19 protein-coding genes and 1 CRISPR repeat array (1 of these 20 running past the window's edge) are annotated in these 18370 nt (G+C 58.1%); of the genes, 7 read left to right on the top strand and 12 right to left on the bottom strand.

Annotation, left to right across the window (positions count from 1 at the left end):
* Window positions 1–232: a CRISPR direct-repeat array (repeat unit 35 nt; unit sequence GTTTCAACCCACGCCGCCCCGCGAGGGGCAGCGAC); it reaches 219 nt to the left of the window's first position.
* Between the two features lie 187 nt (window positions 233–419).
* Window positions 420–2123, bottom strand: coding sequence for a DUF2075 domain-containing protein (locus tag LPT13_RS08270; protein ID WP_242165515.1), 1704 nt, complete (start codon window positions 2121–2123; stop codon window positions 420–422).
* Window positions 2124–2193: 70 nt separating this feature from the next.
* On the opposite strand from LPT13_RS08270, the gene LPT13_RS11855 reads away from it, so the two are divergent.
* A complete protein-coding gene (locus tag LPT13_RS11855; protein ID WP_347264276.1) occupies window positions 2194–2628 on the top strand; it encodes a DNA cytosine methyltransferase in 435 nt (144 codons plus the stop codon).
* 74 nt (window positions 2629–2702) lie between these two features.
* On the opposite strand, the gene LPT13_RS08260 is transcribed toward LPT13_RS11855, so the two are convergent.
* From LPT13_RS08260 to LPT13_RS08215, 10 genes are all read right to left on the bottom strand, one after another.
* On the bottom strand, window positions 2703–4331 hold the full coding sequence (locus LPT13_RS08260; RefSeq protein ID WP_242165511.1) for an RNA-directed DNA polymerase: 1629 nt from the start codon (window positions 4329–4331) through the stop codon (window positions 2703–2705).
* A gap of 1453 nt (window positions 4332–5784) precedes the next feature.
* Window positions 5785–6465, bottom strand: a complete 681-nt coding sequence (locus LPT13_RS08255) for a DUF3800 domain-containing protein (RefSeq protein ID WP_242165509.1) — start codon at window positions 6463–6465, stop codon at window positions 5785–5787.
* A gap of 154 nt (window positions 6466–6619) precedes the next feature.
* Window positions 6620–7009, bottom strand: a complete 390-nt coding sequence (locus LPT13_RS08250) for a hypothetical protein (RefSeq protein ID WP_242165507.1) — start codon at window positions 7007–7009, stop codon at window positions 6620–6622.
* Between the two features lie 79 nt (window positions 7010–7088).
* Window positions 7089–7268, bottom strand: coding sequence for a hypothetical protein (locus tag LPT13_RS08245; protein ID WP_242165505.1), 180 nt, complete (start codon window positions 7266–7268; stop codon window positions 7089–7091).
* Window positions 7269–7337: 69 nt separating this feature from the next.
* On the bottom strand, window positions 7338–9296 hold the full coding sequence (locus LPT13_RS08240; protein ID WP_242165503.1) for an ADP-ribosylglycohydrolase family protein: 1959 nt from the start codon (window positions 9294–9296) through the stop codon (window positions 7338–7340).
* Window positions 9297–9306: 10 nt separating this feature from the next.
* Window positions 9307–9777 (bottom strand): hypothetical protein, encoded by a 471-nt coding sequence (locus tag LPT13_RS08235; protein WP_242165501.1) that lies wholly within the window; start codon window positions 9775–9777, stop codon window positions 9307–9309.
* Window positions 9778–9956: 179 nt separating this feature from the next.
* Window positions 9957–10331 (bottom strand): hypothetical protein, encoded by a 375-nt coding sequence (locus LPT13_RS08230; RefSeq protein ID WP_242165499.1) that lies wholly within the window; start codon window positions 10329–10331, stop codon window positions 9957–9959.
* A gap of 72 nt (window positions 10332–10403) precedes the next feature.
* Window positions 10404–11060: a hypothetical protein gene (locus LPT13_RS08225; protein ID WP_242165497.1), complete on the bottom strand. Its 657-nt coding sequence runs from the start codon at window positions 11058–11060 to the stop codon at window positions 10404–10406.
* A 375-nt stretch (window positions 11061–11435) separates the two neighbouring features.
* A complete protein-coding gene (locus LPT13_RS08220; protein ID WP_242165495.1) occupies window positions 11436–11711 on the bottom strand; it encodes a hypothetical protein in 276 nt (91 codons plus the stop codon).
* Between the two features lie 9 nt (window positions 11712–11720).
* On the bottom strand, window positions 11721–12995 hold the full coding sequence (locus tag LPT13_RS08215) for a Y-family DNA polymerase (protein ID WP_242165493.1): 1275 nt from the start codon (window positions 12993–12995) through the stop codon (window positions 11721–11723).
* 320 nt (window positions 12996–13315) lie between these two features.
* On the opposite strand from LPT13_RS08215, the gene LPT13_RS08210 reads away from it, so the two are divergent.
* Window positions 13316–14107 (top strand): hypothetical protein, encoded by a 792-nt coding sequence (locus LPT13_RS08210; protein WP_242165491.1) that lies wholly within the window; start codon window positions 13316–13318, stop codon window positions 14105–14107.
* 16 nt (window positions 14108–14123) lie between these two features.
* Here the strand turns inward: LPT13_RS08210 and LPT13_RS08205 are convergent, their stop codons facing one another.
* The gene (locus tag LPT13_RS08205) at window positions 14124–14996 is read right to left on the bottom strand and encodes a DUF4238 domain-containing protein (RefSeq protein WP_242165488.1); all 873 of its coding nucleotides are present in this window, start codon (window positions 14994–14996) and stop codon (window positions 14124–14126) included.
* 609 nt (window positions 14997–15605) lie between these two features.
* Between LPT13_RS08205 and LPT13_RS08200 the strand changes: the two genes are divergently transcribed.
* The 5 genes from LPT13_RS08200 (at window position 15606) to LPT13_RS08180 (ending at window position 18360) form a co-directional block, all read left to right on the top strand.
* Entirely contained in the window at window positions 15606–15857 is a 252-nt protein-coding gene (locus LPT13_RS08200) for a helix-turn-helix domain-containing protein (RefSeq protein ID WP_242165486.1), read from the top strand.
* Window positions 15858–15898: 41 nt separating this feature from the next.
* Window positions 15899–16138, top strand: coding sequence for a helix-turn-helix domain-containing protein (locus LPT13_RS08195; protein WP_242165484.1), 240 nt, complete (start codon window positions 15899–15901; stop codon window positions 16136–16138).
* A gap of 9 nt (window positions 16139–16147) precedes the next feature.
* Window positions 16148–16603: a helix-turn-helix domain-containing protein gene (locus LPT13_RS08190; protein WP_242165481.1), complete on the top strand. Its 456-nt coding sequence runs from the start codon at window positions 16148–16150 to the stop codon at window positions 16601–16603.
* Window positions 16604–16618: 15 nt separating this feature from the next.
* A complete protein-coding gene (locus tag LPT13_RS08185) occupies window positions 16619–17407 on the top strand; it encodes an ATP-binding protein (RefSeq protein ID WP_242165479.1) in 789 nt (262 codons plus the stop codon).
* Window positions 17408–17616: 209 nt separating this feature from the next.
* Window positions 17617–18360 (top strand): hypothetical protein, encoded by a 744-nt coding sequence (locus LPT13_RS08180; protein ID WP_242165477.1) that lies wholly within the window; start codon window positions 17617–17619, stop codon window positions 18358–18360.
* The last annotated feature ends 10 nt before the right edge of the window (window positions 18361–18370 follow it).

Genomic DNA, 18370 nt, shown 5'->3' with positions numbered 1-18370 from the left:
GCCGCCCCGCGAGGGGCAGCGACGGCCATTCATCGGCCATGATGGCGATATCGCCCAGTTTCAACCCACGCCGCCCCGCGAGGGGCAGCGACAATGCTGGGCCATGCACCTTCGCCTTCCTCATAGAAGTTTCAACCCACGCCGCCCCGCGAGGGGCAGCGACATCGCCAAGGCGGTGCTCGATGCTTAGCTACACGGTTTCAACCCACGCCGCCCCGCGAGGGGCAGCGACCGCAATATCTTGCGATTTCCTCCTCCAAGCATACCATCGCATGACGCTAAATCACCCAAGCATCGCGCCAGACGCCCCAAGGCGCAGAAAAAGCGGCGCGATCACAGTGCGAACCTCCCCGCGGATCCATGCTTGCCCCCAACTCGCACCAACGCGCAATCCACGCGAAAAGCCCACCCACCAGCACTCAGGCAAAGAACCTTCGCAAATACCCCCGCAGCACCGGATTCGCGACGTAGACATGCGTCCCCATAACCCCACGGGTCATCAGCACGTAGTAGATGTTCTTGATGAAGCGCGTGAGCTCCTCATCGGTAGCCGTTGCATAGCCATTGCGGTCGTAGTAGCCGGCCCTGTTCGCCCGCAGACGACCCGACTCCTCATCCAGAACAAGGTCGTCGCCGATGATCACATACGCATAGCTCAGGTCATACCCCTGGATGGAGTGGATGCAGCCCACCTCATGGGCGATCGCCGGATTATCCGCCCCCTTCCCGACCCAGTTCTCGGAAGTGCAGTTCCAGCGAAGGCCGACTCCCTCTATCTCGATGTCGAAAGGCGCCGCCGAAACCCTCGACCCCTTCTTCGGCTTGGTCAGCCAGGGCCACGCATACCCCGCGATCATGCGACTCAGGTCATGGGCAGCGTACGTGCGTTCAAAGGACTCGACGAAATCCCGAAAGTCCTCGTGCAGCACGAATTCATACCCCTCAAACGGCCGAGGAAGAGGGTCTCCCCCATTGAGGATCCCGAAGACATAGTCAAGGTAATCGTCGCCACCCCTCACCCGCATCTGCGTCTCCAGCCTGATGGGATTGCCGACGGCCTCGCCGAGGGCACTTTCCACATCCTCCCTCGTAACGCAGGAGGGCCCGACGAACTGGCGCGGGTCATAGAAGAAGATCGGGAACCTCGCCTGCTCCAGCACCCACTGCATCTGGCTGGCGCCCTTGGGAAGGCCGAGTTTCTCGTTCACCTTGTCGAAGTGCCGGTATTGGGAGCCCAGGTTCACGCGGCGCTTGAGCTTGTGCGCCTCGTCGACAAGCAGGATGTCGAAGCCGCGCTCCCCGTTCGCCCGATAGCCGAACTCCGGCTTCACCAAGTCAGCCGGGCCGATGATGTCCGCCGGGCTCAGGCCGCGTACGCCGGCAAGCGCCTTGCGGAGCGTCTCGCGCAGAGAGGTGACCGGCTCCAGTATCCTAATGTTCATGCCGGCGAACCGGGGATCATCCCGAAGCGTCTTGAGCAGGTAGATGGCCAGGATGGTCTTCCCCGTACCCGGGACGCCCTCAACCACCAGGGGCGCAGCATCCCCGATGCCTCTGCCTATAACCGCCAGAATCTTATCGAGCGCGACCCTCTGGTCAACCGTCAGCCCCTTGTAGGGCGAGTACTTGAACACCTCTGACTCTTCTATCTCGTCAATGGTGTGGTCGACGAGCTCGAGGCTTCTCAGCTCATCCCAAAGGCTCTCGAACATGGCCGAGTACTGCTCCTTGGAAAAGTAGTTCGTATCGGTCATCCCGTCGTTCTTGTTGGTGAGCTGATAGCGCCCATCGGCATGCATGAGCCCGATGAGGCGATGCTCGTAATCCGTGACGACCGAGGAGTTGAACTCCTCGTTGAAGATGATGTTCGCCATCGTGAAGTCGCGTTTCTCAACGCTTGCCCCGTGCTGGGTCATTCTGGTAGCCACGCTGGTGGTCTGTCCCACATAGGCGGAATCCTCGTTGGCCAGGATGTACACCATGGGCCAGTTGAGAACCTTGTCTTCCTCGAGATCGAGAACCTCAAGGTTGATCTGCTCGCCATAGCGGAAGGGGCACCGATCGACAATGAACGACGCGCCCGCCGGCTCCTCAGCCCGCACCTCTGTGGTTATCTCGATCAAAGCCGTCCTCTTTTTGTCATCTGGCGTTTTCCGAACGCAACTCACCCCTCGCAAAGAGCCCTAGCGAGGAATCTTTTTTTATTATGCTCCGCAACATCATTCGTGGCAATCAAAGCTAGCGCTCACGCCTCTCGGCAACGCGCGCTTTAAGACCGTTTCATTTCTTGGCAAGACAGGCTTCTACCGGCGCATCGGCTTCGACCGGCCGTGCCCCATGCTCGTCACGTCGCCGACCATGCCCGCGACCGACCTGTGCCATCCCACGGAGGACCGCCCGCCGGCCGTCGAGGAGTACCGGCGCGTCCAGGGCTTCCCCGACGACTGGCGCATCTGCGGCGACGTCATGGACGCCTACCGCCAGATCGGCAACGCCGTCCCCGTGGCCCTCGGCGAGGCCATCGGCCGCGCCATCCGAGCCGACATGGCCGGCAGGGCGGCCGATCTGAGGTTCGAGGACTTCCCCTACTCAAGGTACAAGCGCACAAGCGACCAGACGTGGGGGTAGGGAATCCCTCAATCAAAGGAAGCCTCGCTGCACCTGCGCTCTTACGACAATTTCTACAATTCCTAAGCGAGCTCTCACAGCTCGTTAGTGCTTCGGTCGCTTGCTCTATCAGCTCCCACCTCACCGTCGTCGGACAACTGCTCCGCCAAAGCATCAATGACATCTTCTATCGACTCGTTATTTCTCGGCGGCTCTTCAATACGAATCGTGTCGATAAAGCTGATCCCCTTGCGTTTGATTGCGCGCCACGCGCCAGACAGATACTCTTTGGGTATCTGATCGATCGGCAACGCCTCATAAACAAACAACCAATTGCGCTGAAAGTCTCCTTCGGTTTTCGCCAATTCCTTTGCATAGCTAATAAGCTTGTTGCGCAAAGCTTTGTTCTGCCGTCTTCTTGAATACACCAACGCACAGGTACACAGAACGCAATCTCGTGTCTCCTCTAAAACAGAGGCCGCCTCCGCACTCTCCAAAAGAGCAAGCGCAAAACCATATCGCATTGCATAATAGATTGCATAAGATGCCGAAAGGTAATCCCTCTCCTCAATGGACTTATCTAGCAGTAAATTCGAAAAAATTTCAATGCGTTTGCTTGGTATCTTTGCCGCCATGATAACTCGCTCTTCAACGAAAGGGAGGAGATACGGCTGAGTGTAAGCGAGGTGGAGGGCAATATCGCCGTAGTATTTTCGGGCCCAGTGGTTCATGCGACTTTTTGATAGCATCCCAAAAGCATAAGCCAGCGCAGACCCACTTCCAGACTCTTTTGCAGCCACTATGGCGGTGTCTAGAAACCTCTCCACATCACCCTTATCAAGGAGGGGTTTGTGCGGAAAAGCATTTTTCAGTATTCTCACCCAATCATCGAGAGAAGCACTCGGCTGATCCCAAACCCTCGTTTTTTTCTGATTTACGGAGAGCCCATACAGATCGAGCTCAGTCTCAAGATCCAGGATGAACGACCTCGCTCGCTCCTTACTGTCTACGTAACAGCGATAGTCGTCGATATGTCGCAAAAATCGATATCCCTTTTCGAATAATGCTGCGTCAATACGCGTTAAGATTAATTCGGCAAGAAGATTTGAGGTATGAGGGCCAATGAGCAAACCATGAGTCTCGCCATTTGTTGTGTTCATCGTGCGCTGGTCTAGCTCATGCGACCATCTACACTCTGTACCATTCGTATTTCTCTTTGCCTTTTCCTTTCCTAAAATAGCCCAATCTAGAGCATGCGTATAAATACTGGGGAAGCACCTCGATATATCACAATCGACGGCCATCCGATTTCCTATCAACAAGGCAGGCAACGGGTTTTCTTCAATTTGCCAACAACGATAATTCATACTAAAAAGCGAGTCCGAGTCTTTGCGCTTTCGAATGTGAATGCGGCTAATTCGATAGGGATGGCCTTGTGTGTTGTTACGAAAGATTTCTTTGATTTCTTTCCAGTGTTCGACCAAATGACGCACTAGACTCTCATAAGCAAAGGGAGACGGGATGCCAAAAACGCGTTTTGTTCCGATATTTCTAATGTAAGAAAAAACAACCCAATCGCTCTTCTCGTGACCAACTCTGCACTCTTTACTATTAACGCAGTCCGCCGCGAAGGATTTACTAGTAAACATCGGCGGCAGTTTATCGGCGAACAAACCGTACCCAAGAAGTCCCGTATAAAGATCATCACTAGAGATTTCATCCATAAAATCACAGTAATTTCTAGGAAAAGGAGTCAACAGATAATCTTGCGGCACCTCTCGTACTATCGTTCTAAACACAATACACACTCCAAAGAAACATTCATGAATACGCTTCGAGTATTTGTCATCGTATCATAGGGTCGCTCGGTAGATGCGAAGCACCCCAGAGCACCTGGAAGCGACCGCGGCCCCCTGCCTCCGAAAGTGGCTGAGCGAAAGCAGGATAAATTATTAATCATTGTGTCATCTTCTGTTGCTTCGTCTCGTAGTCATTGCGCGGCTGCGCCATGCCGAAAACGAGGGTGCCGAGCGGCTTGGTAAGTTCTGCGATAAACATTGTTCTTTCCTTTCAATAGCGAACCTACGGGCGGGAAACGCCTTCGGTGCGTTTCCTTGTAAGGAAGTCTATGGGGATTCGGAACAATGAAGAGATCTATCGGATTTCTCCGACATGACATGAAGAAATAGCCCCGAACTGGGGAAATGCGGTTTAGTTTCTTTTCAGGAAAGCAGAAAAGGTCTTTGCTATTTTTCGGCTGGAGCGGAGGACTTTCGGAGGACGATTACGCAAAATCTACCTGCGGGGCTATGGAGCGATTGCCAATATCCGCAGGTAGATGGCTATAAACGACTTTAGGCGTATACCGGATTACCCCAGCACGTTATTCCCACTCGATTGTAGTTTTTGCCGTCAGGCGTACAATACGTATCAAATCATGTTATATCGTCCAACCTGTATCATGACGTCCACCTAGTTAAGCAAATCAACAGTATCGTTTTGTACTCACCTTAAATCCCCGTTTTACACACCTCGGAAAGGGAATAAATACGGCGTTACAATAAAGCACCTGTGAACAGGTGTTTTCTCCTATTTCGAAAATGCTGAGTACAAAAATGCCGAGATCCCGATCGTTTACTCCGCAAATTTATTACCAGGAATAACTCAGGAATAAATTCAGCATAGGGGTGTAAAGGCCTGAACAGGCAGAACGTGAAACGCTGAGTACAAAGTGAGTTCCAAGTGAGTACAGGGTCTTTATGAGCCGGTTCGCAGAGCAAAATCGCCCCAAACCGCTTGGCAGCATGCATCGACCGCCCATTTGCCGCCCAGATCCAGCATGCGGCGAAGAAGGGGCCCGCCAACTTACCTCTGCTCAACCGATAAAGGCACGACCTCGTTGATGGGGACATGCTTGTGAAGCGTGCCGTCATCGGCTCTCACATCGCAGCTGGGGCAAATACCGAAACAAACGCCGCCGCCCCTAGGATCGACGACGAATACGGTGCCGGAGACGAGGTTTCCGTCGAATTCGAATCGAACCCTGTCGCCCGCTTCTGGCAGGACCCTGGGTGACTCCATGGTAATTCTCCTATCTCAAGCACTCGTTTGCGAAGACGCGCGCTCCGGGTGGAGCTGCGGCGGTAATGTCACGAGGGGCTCGGTTCACCCGGTGAGCTAGCTCTTGGGAAACTCCAGTCCCTTCAGCGTCTTCAGGAACACTTTGCTGAGCCTTCGCCTGCTCTCGAAGAAGATGAGCTCGGACTTGCTCATGCCCGCGCCATTTTCAGATTTCTCCCGCATGAGCTCCAGCGTGCAGACCATGTCCGCCGCCTGGCTAAGCCTGTATTCGTAGGGAGCTATCTTGCGGACATCCACATTCGTCAGATAGGCGCAAAGCACGGTGTTGATGAGGTCCGTGACGAGCGCCTGCCCGTTGTCGTAGTACACGATGACCGACTCGAAGCCCTGGAAGAAAGCGAGGTTGTCCCTCAGGAAAGAGCCCAGCTCGTTTGCGAGCCGCCCCCTCAGCGCGAACCGATCGGCGCATTCCCTCTTCCTGACAGAAAACGTCTTGTAGCTGATAGGGCAGAGCCTCACGAACGAGAACATCTTGAAGAAGACCTTGCGGCGCTTTTCGAGGTCGATGTCCTTCCATTCGTCCTCTTTGCGGACTATGGGACCGGAGTGGACTGCTTCTTCAGGATGCGCATCCAGAAGATCGAGCTCGTAGCAAAGCTTTTGTTCCTGCTGTTCGATGCTCGATGCTTGGTCATGGAGTATCATCGTGATCAGATAGAACTCGGAGTTCGACCCCACGTCTCCAGATTCGTCGATGAATATCCCAAGGTCAGACAAGGTATTGCTCCTAGATATAGAAATGGCGGGGAATATCCCCGCCGCAGGGTGGACCAAGATCTATTCGACCAGTCCGTTGCTGAACATTATAAGGCCTGCGAGCTCCTGCGACAACAGGCAATTCCGCCCTACACGAAATCGCGACCTCTCGTGGCTATACGCAGGCGTAGACCATGTCCCAGGTGATGATCTTTCGAATCGCCCCGCATGCTCGGCGATAATCTCCGGCACCAACAGCAGCCTCATATGCAATCTTCACGGTAAGCTCGTCTATACCGACAGCCTCGGCGATCCAGAGGAGCGAGGCAGCGTTCATCAGGCTGTTGTAGCATCGTCTCGCGCTGGAGTTCGGAGTCTGCCTGCTGTACGAGCCGCCTCCCTTGGTCTCGTTCGCACGGAACCATTCGACCATGTGCTCGCGCTCGGTCCTTCCCGTCTTGGTGGACGAGTCGTGAACCTCGCTTATGTACCTGTCTGAATATGGGTAGTGATCCTCTTTGGTTCTGAGAATGTCCGAGAATCTCCTGCATCTGATGTCGGCCAAGCTGTTTCCCTCGTTTATGGTTCCTTCACATGTAATTATAACGGCAGGCACGGAGAGCCACTTTTGCACACCCTATGGCCTATCGCCTCTTTCCGAAGATCGCATCTATGATGCCGTTGACGATCGAAGACCCGAGCCATAGAGGAACAATCAGTATCGAGGCGATGAACAGGCCATAGAGTAGCGGGTGGAGGACGGTCTCTCCAACCAATCCGGCTATCGCCAGACCGATGACAAGTATCGCTATTATCCAACCCATAAAATGACCTCCCTGCATCACTGCGACAAATTGTCACAGCGGCTCTGAGCAGGCGACACTTCTCGAAAACTAGAACAGGCAGCCATCGATGACCTCTTTGCCGCGAAGCTGCTCTATCCACTCCGAGGGAATGCTATCGAGGCCGTACATCGCCCCCGCAAGGGCTCCGGCGACGCAGGCGGTGGTGTCCGAGTCGTCCCCGAGGTTCACTGCTTCCAGAACGCATTCCCCATAGCTGTCGGTATTGCAGGCGCACCAGAGCGCCGCACCCAAAGTGTCTAGGACATAGCCGGTCGACCGGATGTCGTCGCGAGACGCGCCCTGTATGCCCTTAAGGAACGAGAAGCGCCCGTCGCTGGGGATATTCTTCTCGATCGCCTCCTCAATCCATTCGTCCTCAAGAAGATCCCTCAGGACGTGCACGAAGAAGACGCATGCCTCCATGGACACGGGGTGGGCGTGCGTAATGGATGAGACCGCCCGTATCTCGTCGTCGGTGGCGTCCGTGAGGGCCAGAGGCGCGATGCGCATGAGCGACCCGTTGCCGTTCGACCTCTCGCCGTCGCAGCCGAAGCCCTGCCGAAGCGCCGTGGCGGTGGCGTTCCCCACGTCGAAGGCGCGGCCGTCGGTTGTGTACGCGCCCTCGTAGAGCCACGCCCGGAAGCGCTCCCGCATGTCCTCGACGTCGATGCCGCCGCGCTCCCTGATGCTGTCGCAGGTGGCGAGCAGAAGCGACGTGTCGTCCGAGAACGTTCCGGCGGGCATCCCGTGCGCCCCTCCGCCGACCATGCCGTCGCACTCGAAGGTGCCGCGCGCCATGAACTCGTAGGGAACCCCGAGCGCGTCGCCGATGGCGGCCCCGTAGACGACGCCCTTCAGGCTCTTGGATGGACGGTGCTCCGCGCTCGGCAGCTCGACGGTGCCCACGAAGAGCGGGAGTCCGTCGGGAGAGGTGACCGCTACGGCGAAGGGCCTGTCGAGGACGATCTCGCGAGGCTCGGGCGCATCCTCGGGAAGCGCCCCGGCGCACACGCACATGATTACGTACGACGCGCCCTCCAGCCCCTCCTCGTCGATCTTTAGCATGGTGTTCTGGATGACGTCATCGACCATGAGGTCGTCGGGGCTGATGGGGCTGAAGTCGGCCCCGGGCTCGAACAGACGGGTCACGCCTGCCTCCATGAGAAAACGCTTGAGGTTCACGCCGTTGGATGTCAGCTCGAAGCGGGGCAGGTACAGCTTGCACTCACGATAGGGCTCGGTGCTCTTTCCGGCGATATTCGAGGAGATGTTCCTCCAGGCGGATCCGCTCGCAACGTAGTCTCTCAGGGAGCAGCCCGTCGGTGGCAGCGTCATGTACATTCTGCAACCCGATGTAAGATCCTTCGATAAAGTGACCGCCCCCTCGGAGTCGAGGACGTCGTAGTTGTCCCATCCCAGCATGAAGTCTGCCATCACGGCATCCCCAAAATCCGGTTGGAACATACGTGGCGTGTCTTCTTCGAACCCGTCGCTCCAAGAATCCCTCAGGTGCATCGCCCCCATGAGGGCAGCGAGCGTATCCGGGCTCATGTCGGGAGCCTCGGAGTAAAGCCCGCCCGTGCAGCCGGAGAGCCATTCGCTCATTCGGGTCTTGGCGTCCTCGCTGTCCATCGCGACGCGCTCGACGTCACATGCGATGGGAAATCCCTTTTCCGCCAACCCCGGGTCGTTGGCTTCAAGGCTCTCGTCCAGCCATATCGATGCCCCGGTCGAGTAATGGAAGTTCTTGCACCCGTACTCCGGCTCCCCGATTTCTGAAACGGAGGAGAGCTCGGATCGCATCGGATCCTCGCCGCCGAGGGCATCGACGATCTGCGCCCGCGTGTCTCCGTCAGTGACCGCTGCGGCCAGCGACAACGTTTGGAAGAGGCAGGAAGGCGAAACGACCGCGTTGCCGGGTATGTCTGCAATCGTTTTGAAGAGTCTCCCGGCGAGCCTGTTCAGGCCGCCGCTGCTTTCGTTCCTTTCGACTTCGGCGTTATGCATGACTATCCTCCTAATCGTTCCACCAGTCAGGGCCATCGGCGGTGACGACTGCGAGAGGCCGCCACCTTATCTGGTCGCATACGGCCAAGAACCCGGAATCGACTCTCTCGGGATGGGCGCGCTCCTCGTCCGTGAACGGAACGCCGTCATCATCGAAGAAGGCCCATCCCCGATTCGTCTCCTCGATACGCCCGTGCCAGATCGGATCCGGATCCTTGAAGTTCGCGAATCTGAAGACGAGCAGACCGCTGAACTCAAGCTGGACTTCCGGCCATTCTCCACCTCTGCTCTTGCAGTCCCATCTGAAGGTCACAGTCAGGGAATCCACGTCGATCTTGAACCTCCCCAGATTCAAGTCTCCGCCTTCTGCGCGCGCAAGGGGATCGTAGGAGAAGCCAGCGACGTACCAGTCGTGGAACTGCTCTACCCTCTCCAGCAAAGCATCGACATCCTTCTTGGTCTCTATATCGATCCATTCCATCTCGTTCTCCATCCTTGCGAGTGCCGGGGATTGGACGCACCGCTTTCGGCTAATCTCGTTTCCCATAATTCTATCGGCACGTGCAATGGGTTGCTGTTCCATAATGGGACATAGGGTGAATGAGCCGAGAAGGCGAAGCACAGCCCAGGTTGCGATTCCCGCAACCTGGGCTGAGTAAATCAGACTATGTCGATATAGGCCACGGGCTCGACATGTAGTGAAAGCTCCTCGTTCTCGCCGGAGGCTCTGAACTCGATATCGTCCCAGGTCTCCCCGACGCGGCAGAACTCGTGGGGAATCTCCTGTTTGGCGAGCTCGGCCAGCGCTTCGACGACATTGGTGACATCGACGAGCATGCCGTCGTACCACTTGATGTTGTCCCAGCCGAATACCACGCATCCGTCTTCCTCGCCGAAGAACTCGGGCTCGCGCTCGGTCCCCATCAGAGGGTAGCTGTCGAGGCCCTCGCTCAGGGAGTCGACCTTCTCGCACATGAGGTCGTAGCCCTCGCGGGTGGTGGCGATCCTCACTTCGCTTCTGTATCCCATTTCCATGCACCTCTCTCTCGCCATAGGGTTTGACTGTGGAGAGCCGCCAGCCGCAACGGGCTGGCGGCGAATTCGGGGCTATTCGCGCGGGGCGATGCGGCAGGTGTCAGCGTCGATGTAGTTGTTGCCGTTCCAGGAGTAGTCGCCCTCGTGATCGTAGCGGTTGACGAAGGGGATGCCCTTGAAGCCCCTGGGCGCATCGTCGGCGCCGAATCCAACGACCTCGAAGAGCTCGGGGGTGGACTCGTACCCGCTCATCCAAACCTTGTCGCCCAGGCGGACATCGGACACTGGCACCTCTTCGGCATCTAGGAAGGCACCGAGCCTCAGGTTCTCGGGCATCGCCTCGTCGAAGGCGTGCAGCATCTCGTCGAAGTCGTATCCGCTCTGCTCGGCGGAAGGGTCGATGTGCCTGAGGCCGACCGCGTTCCAATCCTTGTCGTACTCCGTCGTGTAGCGATCGACTATCTTCCAGCCGTCGATGACGTATACGCCGTTGTCGCCCTGGTCGCCGAGGCTGCGGTACCTGTCTATGCCCACCGAGAGCGATCCGCCAAAGAAGTTCCCGACCACCTGGGCCATCCGCGCCCATCCGTAGCAGTCCTGGCTCGGGGGGCGGTAGCCCTGGAGCTCGCAGTACTTGAGCAGGGGCTCGACGGAGTCGCGGCCGCCGTTCCAGTGGAGGTAGAGCGCCAGGTTCTTGTCCGGCGTGGTGATGACTGCTCGATTTCCCATTTTGAAGACCTCCTTGTCTTTCGGCGGTCGCCCTGTGCCACCGCCTCGTGATCCGGGGCCGTGCGCGGGTTCCGCCTGCGAAGCAAGGAAGAAAGCGGGCTTCTTCGCAAAGGGCGCATGCCCGCAACCTGCACAAGCGGCAGTCCGAGACCGCAAGTGCGGCTTGTGCGGGTTTTGCGCAGGAAGGGCGCGCCTTGCGGCGTACATGGCGGGTTCCGTGCGATAGTGCCTGGATTAGAGGCGGGGCAGGGCGCGCTAAGCGTGACGGAGGTCATGGGAACGAGCGGCTCAGCGCATCGGATGGAAGCGGCGCGCTCACCGCGACAAATTGTCACAGTGCCTCCAACCTGGCGTTTTGCTCAAGAAATGCGAGTTTTAGGCGGACATGTCGCCCTTGACTACCTCTTCCACGAACCAGCGCGGATCCTCGTAGAACAGGTAGGTAACGTTGTTGCCGATCCGGACGGTGTAGCAGATGCCGTCTCCGCCGACCTTGCGCGACGAGGCGCGGCGCACGTCCTTGACCTCATCGATTGGATAGGTCCTGCCGTCGTACCACTGGATGGATAGCGGCCGCACGCGACCGTCCTCGTCCATGCGCGCCGTGACGCTGACGTACCGCTTGGCCCTTCCCGAGATGCCTTCGACCATGATGCCCGCCTACCTGAGGAACCCTACGGGGTGGACGGTGTTGTCGCGCTTGATGTCGAGGCCGGACATGACCTCGTCGGTGAGCTCGACCGCGCGCTTGACGCAGGTGTTGCCGAAGCGCCCCCTCAGCGCGTCGATCGCGAGATCCAGCCTTTCAAGGCGCTCCGTCTCCTCGGCGTCTCCGAAGAGCTCACACTGCACGGGCACGTCCATAGGGACGAGGTTGGTCACGCGCACGTGCACGGCCCTGAGGGCATGCTCCTTGTCGAGCGGCTGGTTCGAGCGCAGAAGCCCCATGGCGACGTTCGCGACGTCCCTTGTGAGGCAGGTCGGAGTCCTCAGCGTCCTCTGCCTCGAATAGCCGGAAAGATCGCGTGCGAACCGCGCCCCCACCGACACCGTCCGGCAGCGCATTCGGGACTCTCGCAGCCTCTGCGCCACGGATTCGGAGAGGAGCCAGACGAGCGCCTTCACGTCGGAATCGCATTCGAGGTCGTGCGGGGCGGTGAGTCCGTTGCCGATTCCCTTCACGACGTAGTCCACATCGGCCTTCGAGGGATCCATGACCTTCACGGGGCTCGCGTCCTCGCCCCTTGCGAACGCGCGCAGCATGATGCCGATCTTGCCGAAGCGCCTCTTCAGGAAGTAGTCCCCGGCATGGGCGAGATCCCCTATGGTCTCGTATCCGGCTGAGCGGAGCTTGCGCATGGTGGCCGGGCCGACGTAGATCATCTCGGATGCGGCCATGGGCCATGCGACGTCGCGGAAGTTGCCCCGCGTTATGGAGACGATGCCGTCGCCCGGATCGGTGTCGCTCCCGAGCTTGGCGAAGACCTTGTTCCACGAGACACCGATGGACACGGTGAGCCCGAGCTCGGACTTCACGCGCTCGGAGATCTCCCTCGCCACGAGCATGGCATCGCCTCCGAGCAGCTGAAGCGATCCGGTGACGTCGATCCACGACTCGTCGAGGCCGAATGGCTCGACGAGATCTGTGTAGCCGTAGTAGATCATGCGCGCCAGTCGCGAGTAGCGCTTGTAGGCTGCATAATCGGGCGGCACAACGATGAGCTCGGGGCACTTCTGCTTGGCCTGCCAGATCGCCTCGGCCGTCTTCACGCCGCAGGCCTTAGCCTCCCGGGACTTCGCGAGGATGATCCCGCTCCTGCGCTCAGGGTCGCCCGCCACCGCCACGGCCTTGCCCCTCAGCCCCGGGTCGAGGTGCTGGGCGACGCTCGCGTAGAAGGCGTTCATGTCGATATGCATGATGACCCTGTCGCCCATGGCACCACCTCGCTATCAAAAGGGAACATGTGTTCGATTATCGTGAATCCCTATGATGCACCCGATCGCTTATTCAGTCAATCGAACAGATTGTGGATTTTTCGGAACGGCGAAGCTATAAAGCTCCTGGATCACATGCGAAAGTTTCACTGTGACAATTTGTCACAGTTGCCCTGAACAGGGCATATATCATGAAAACCGAGTTTGTGACAACATGGGCGGATCAGATTATCTAAGACGCTAGACCTAACCGGTGTCCCAAAACGGAACAACGCTGTCGATGCAGGTATGAGAGTATTAGGGAGAGGTTAGGAGCGACGATGGCGAAACATGCGCAAAGCATATTCAAATTCAGCTGCGGTGGCTTCTTCGGCGGCTGCTGGGAGCTTGAGATACTCAAGTCAAGCGACGGATATCTTGCAACATACTCGCGCTCCTTCTACCCTGAGCCCGAATGCAGGGATTTTCATGTGACCGATGCCCAGATGGAGAAGTTGGAGCGCCAGCTGGATGCCTCCGGCGTGGAGGATTGGTACTGCCATTACTTCAGCCCGGTCCTGGACGGAACGCAATGGGATGTCTGCGCTCGTGGAGAAAGCTACGGCGGATCGAACGCGTTTCCCAAGGGATTCGATGCTCTGACGGCGTTCCTGGCAGAGGAATTCGGTTGTAAGGAGCTCATGGTCGAGGGTGGATACGAATCCTCTTTCCCCGACGAAATGCACGGAATCGACCACGTTGCGGCTTACGCCGATGTGTTGGTGAACGTCGATGAGCTCCGCCGTAAGCACCGATCGGGGCTCTTGGACGAGGACGAGGTCAAGGATGGAGAAGAGGAGGCAGAAGTTGCCGCAAGCGAACTTCTGCACGACCTCTATGTACTCGCAGAGGAGAATCCCCGATACAAGGACTACGGGAAGATCCTCGAAAGCCATGGAATTCCCCTCGATGTCCGGAGGATAGCCGAGCAGGACATGGATGGCGCGGACGATCTGCTCATCATAGCCTCCATGATCGCCATCTCAAGATCGGACAGGTTCTGCGGATATAGCGACAACTTCGGCAAATGCGCCAAGAACGGTACTTTCGCGCGCTGGCTTTCCCGACTTTGACAGGACTCTGCGCTTCTCAGCGGCAGCTTCTGATGCGCGCCATAGCGGCGTTGATGCGATATCGCTGGGCGAAAGCTTGTGCTTGATCGAGATCTGACTTCCTTCCAGAAACTATCTGCTCGCATGGGGGCTCCGAGACGAAATATCCGGCGTTGATCTCGATGACAGAATCGTCCGAGGCCTCAATGATCTCGCATTTCGTAGGTCCATCGTTGGAATAGCGAACCGCAAGTGCGGATGATAGCGGAAGCGTAAGGTCATCGATGTGGTACTTTCCGTCCTTCTGAAGCGTAGAGTTGAAATGCGGGGGCAGGGAGGAGGTGATGAAGCGGGCTTCCCCTTGCGGTCTGATGAAGCAGCAGCGAAGCCTTTCAAGATCGTTCTTGGCGAAATACGTGGGGCTCCCCTTGCATCGCCAAAGCGCGAGCACCATCTGGTTCGCGCCCTTTGCCAGAACCTCGATCTCCTCAGCCATTCCCGCTTGGGCCAGAACTTCGCAGCCCCATCTCACTTCGGGATCGTTGTACATCGCATCGTAATCCGGCTCGTAGTCTGCAAGCATTGCAGGGTGCCTCGCGATAAGGTGTCCGACCAGCCACAAGAGCGCCCTTCGCTCCTTTTCGTGGATGCGCCCGGCATCTATCTGGACATCTATCTTGCGTAGGAGAGCCGATTGCTCTCCCTCTATCTGGGAAAGCTTCTTCTCGATCTTCCCGGGGAGGAGGTGACGCCCATGCCAGCTCCTCTGGCATCTCGCTTCCATCTCATAATGGTAGTTGCGCTCGCACACGTCTTCCGATCTGCTCTTATAGGTCTTACCCGCCCTGCGGTTGTAAACCCAGAGACTGTCGCCATCATCCGAAAAACGCCTCAGGTAGTACTGGGGCACATAGTGCTGCTTTTTCGGGGTGTTTTCCTCTGCCAACCTGCTCATCTCGCTTTCGCAAACGCCACCCAACCGCCCGGATGATGACATCGAATTGTTACAGCATATCAACATCGCATACTAAATCATCGCAATCAAGATGGGTGTCCCATTTCGGAACAACTACCCCTTGCCACAGGGTCTATTATGAACACACGAAATGCTTCAAACGGGCGATAGCCCGAAGCGGGTTCCAAGCATCCGGCGCAACAGCGCCGACAAGACCGGGAAGGAGGACTGGCATGGGAACCGAGAGATACACGATCATGGCCAGTTCGCCGTCGGACGCGAGGAAGCCAGACATGTCACCAAGAACCTCGCACTGATTCAAGGTGCCGCAATAAGCCCCGACAAACGTCGGGGCTTTTTTCCGAAAGAACAGACAGATGGGCCACCTCGAACAAGGCAGCTGTGTGGGTTTAGCGAATTTGTGACTATGCGGGACTGTGCGGGACTGTGCGCAAAAATCACGAAGCACCAGCCCGGAAAACCTGCAATCATCGCCGCCATCAAGAAGAGTCGAGAGCATTCGACAGAAGTTGAAGAAACGAGCAAGAAGAAGGCGGAATGCAAATGCCGAAAGATATCAGGGAAATGAAGCGCGAAGAGCCGGTGTCCAACCAGACCAACGACATGAAGTCTCCACGGCTCCTGAGCGTGGGAGAAGTCGCCGAGAGCCTCGGCGTCTCGACAGCGAAAGTCTACCAGCTGATCCGAAAGGGCGAGCTTGAGGCCGTGAACCTCGGGCGCCTCTACAGAGTGACGCCGTCGGCGATCGAGCGGATGCTCGATCGCCTATCGGGCTCAGGCCGGCAAGGGTCTTGAGAGCCTCGGGCTGTCTGTTCGAACGAAGAACAGGAGAGTATATGCCCGAGATCTTTGACGATTCATCGAAGCAGCCGGTGCCCGTGCAGGACATCTACAACGCCTACAAGGTAGCCCGGCTCTTAGGCATAAGCAAGAACAAGGTATGGGAGCTCTCGAAGAGGGGCAACGACCCCCTGCCGCTCAGGCGCATGGAAGGCCAGAAGAAGGGTTCGATCGCGTTCAGGGTAGAGCTACTCGACTGGGCCATGCGCAACTTCTCGAAAATCGGCGTCGGGTAGGCGGCAGCAATGCATGCGAAGAGAGAACCCGCGCGCCCGCGCGACGGCGACGCCTTTTTGATCCTGCACCCCTTCATGTGGAAGGAGCTCGGGCTCAAGGGCACGTCGCTGCTCGTGTTCGCGCGCATCTACGGATTCTGCAAGGACGGCGGGACATTCTACGAGAGCCGCAAGAGGACCTCAGCCTACCTCGGCGTGTCCGAGCGCTCTGTCATCAGGGCAGTGTCCGAGCTGGAGCAGAGAGGGCTCATCACCGAGACCGGAGGCGAATGGGCAAGGGACGGGATGACCACGAGGAGCTACGTGCTCGGCCGTCGCGCGATGAGGACGTCCTGCGTACCTGGCAAGTTGTCACCCCCTGACAAATCGTCCGCTTCCAAGCATGGAGGAGATGACGGGATGTCGCCTAAGGGGGTGCCAGATTGGCACCTTAAAAGCAAAGAAGAATACAAAGAAGAAGGATAGGAAAGGAGCTGCGGGATGGCAGACGAGGAGAGCCGCATCATCACCTTGGCATCGGCCAAGGAGCGCGGCCTGGAATACGAGGAGCCCGCAGAGCGCAGATGCGAATGGTGCGGGGACGTCCTCGACCCCATCGGACTCATCGGCTTCAACGGCAAGGTCATCTGGATCGGGGCCAAGGAGTGCGAGTGCGACGGAGCCTGCGAGGAGCGGGCGCGCGCCGAGGAGGCCGAGAGGAAGCGAAGGGCCAAAGCCGAGGCCGAGGCGCTCAGGCGGTGCGGCGTGAAGCCCCGCTTCGCCCATGCCAAGGTCGACAGGCGCGAGATCGCCGAGTACCTGAACGCCTTCGATATGAAATCAGGCGTGGGGCTCTACATCACGGGCCCCTCCCGCGCGGGCAAGTCCCATTGCGCCACCGCGCTCGCCAAGGCGTTCTTCGCGAGCGGGTACAGCGTGCTCATGACGTCGTCCTTCTCCATGCTCGACGAGATCAAGGCGAGCTACGACGCCCCCTCCAAGCAGGGAGTCGAGCGCTATGCGGGATACGACGTGCTCATCATCGACGACTTCGGCAAGGAGAACGCGAACTCCTGGGTCATGGGCACGCTCTTCCAGATCATCAACGACCGCTACGAGAACATGAAGCCGACCGTGGTCACATCTCAATATGCGCCCGACGCCCTCAAGTCGCGCATGGGGCGCAGCGGGGAGCGCGAGAGCGCCGAGGCGATAGTCGAGAGGCTCAAGGAGACGTGCCGACTGGTCGTGCTCCCGCCGAGGAAAAATGTGGGTTTGATGGATAAGTGACTGTCCGTGACCATGCGGGACTGTGAGAAAAATCCCCGTCCCATCAGGGAATCGACCACGCTATAACCGTTGCAGGGCGGCGAGGAGAAGCGGGTCAGCCGAAACACTCTCACAAACGCAACCGGGCGAGGACGACTTACAGCGCCTCGCCGCCGAACCACCGAACCGAGGGGAGCCGATGCGAGTCGGCTCCCGAGGAGGAGACGGAAATGTACAACATGGTGCCGGTCACGGCGGAGGAACAGGAAAGCCTGGAGGCGATCTGCCAGAAGAACGGCTGGCTCAAGCGCAGCGGATACGACTGGCAGGACGACCCCTATCTGGAGGAGTACCCCTACGAGTTCGACCGCTGCTTCTCGCTGGAGGACCTCTCCGACTTCTTCAAGGCCGGGAACTGGGCCATCAGGCAGGGAGTCGTCTACGGCGACCTCGCGTTCATCCAACAGGTGGACGGGGGCGACGAGTGGTGGACGCTCAAGCAGGACGGAGAGACATGGGTCCCCTTCGAGTCCATCGGCTTCAAGAGGATCGCGGGAGACATCTCGGAATTAACCCGCCACGTCGCGGGAATGCGCCTCGCCACCATAGATGAATGCAAGCACCTGGACTACCTTCCGCCTAAATCAGACATGCAATGGGTAGGCAACGCCTTCCCCTATCTCGACGACGGCTGGGTGGCGGCAAGGAACTGCGACTTCAGGATCCACGTGGCGCTCAACCGCATGGGCAAGCTCCTCACCGTCAACGCCCCGTCAGAGGAATACATGGCCGACCAGGCGCAGGAGGGCATGTCCCTTCTCGACGCGATCAAGTCCCAGGTCGAGAGGGCCGTTCAGTACAAGGCCGAGAGGATGACGGAGAGCCTCGCCGACCGCACGCAGGCGGCGCTGCGCGCATCCGAGAACCAGCAGCGCGCCGACCGCGCAAGCGAGTCGCGCGAGACGGCCAGATAGATTAGAAGGA

Origin of the sequence: Adlercreutzia faecimuris (assembly GCF_022669055.1) — a bacterium.
Lineage (GTDB): Bacteria > Actinomycetota > Coriobacteriia > Coriobacteriales > Eggerthellaceae > Enterorhabdus > Enterorhabdus faecimuris.
Note: the sequence above shows the minus strand (reverse complement) of the source record. Positions and strands in the feature narration are given on the sequence as shown.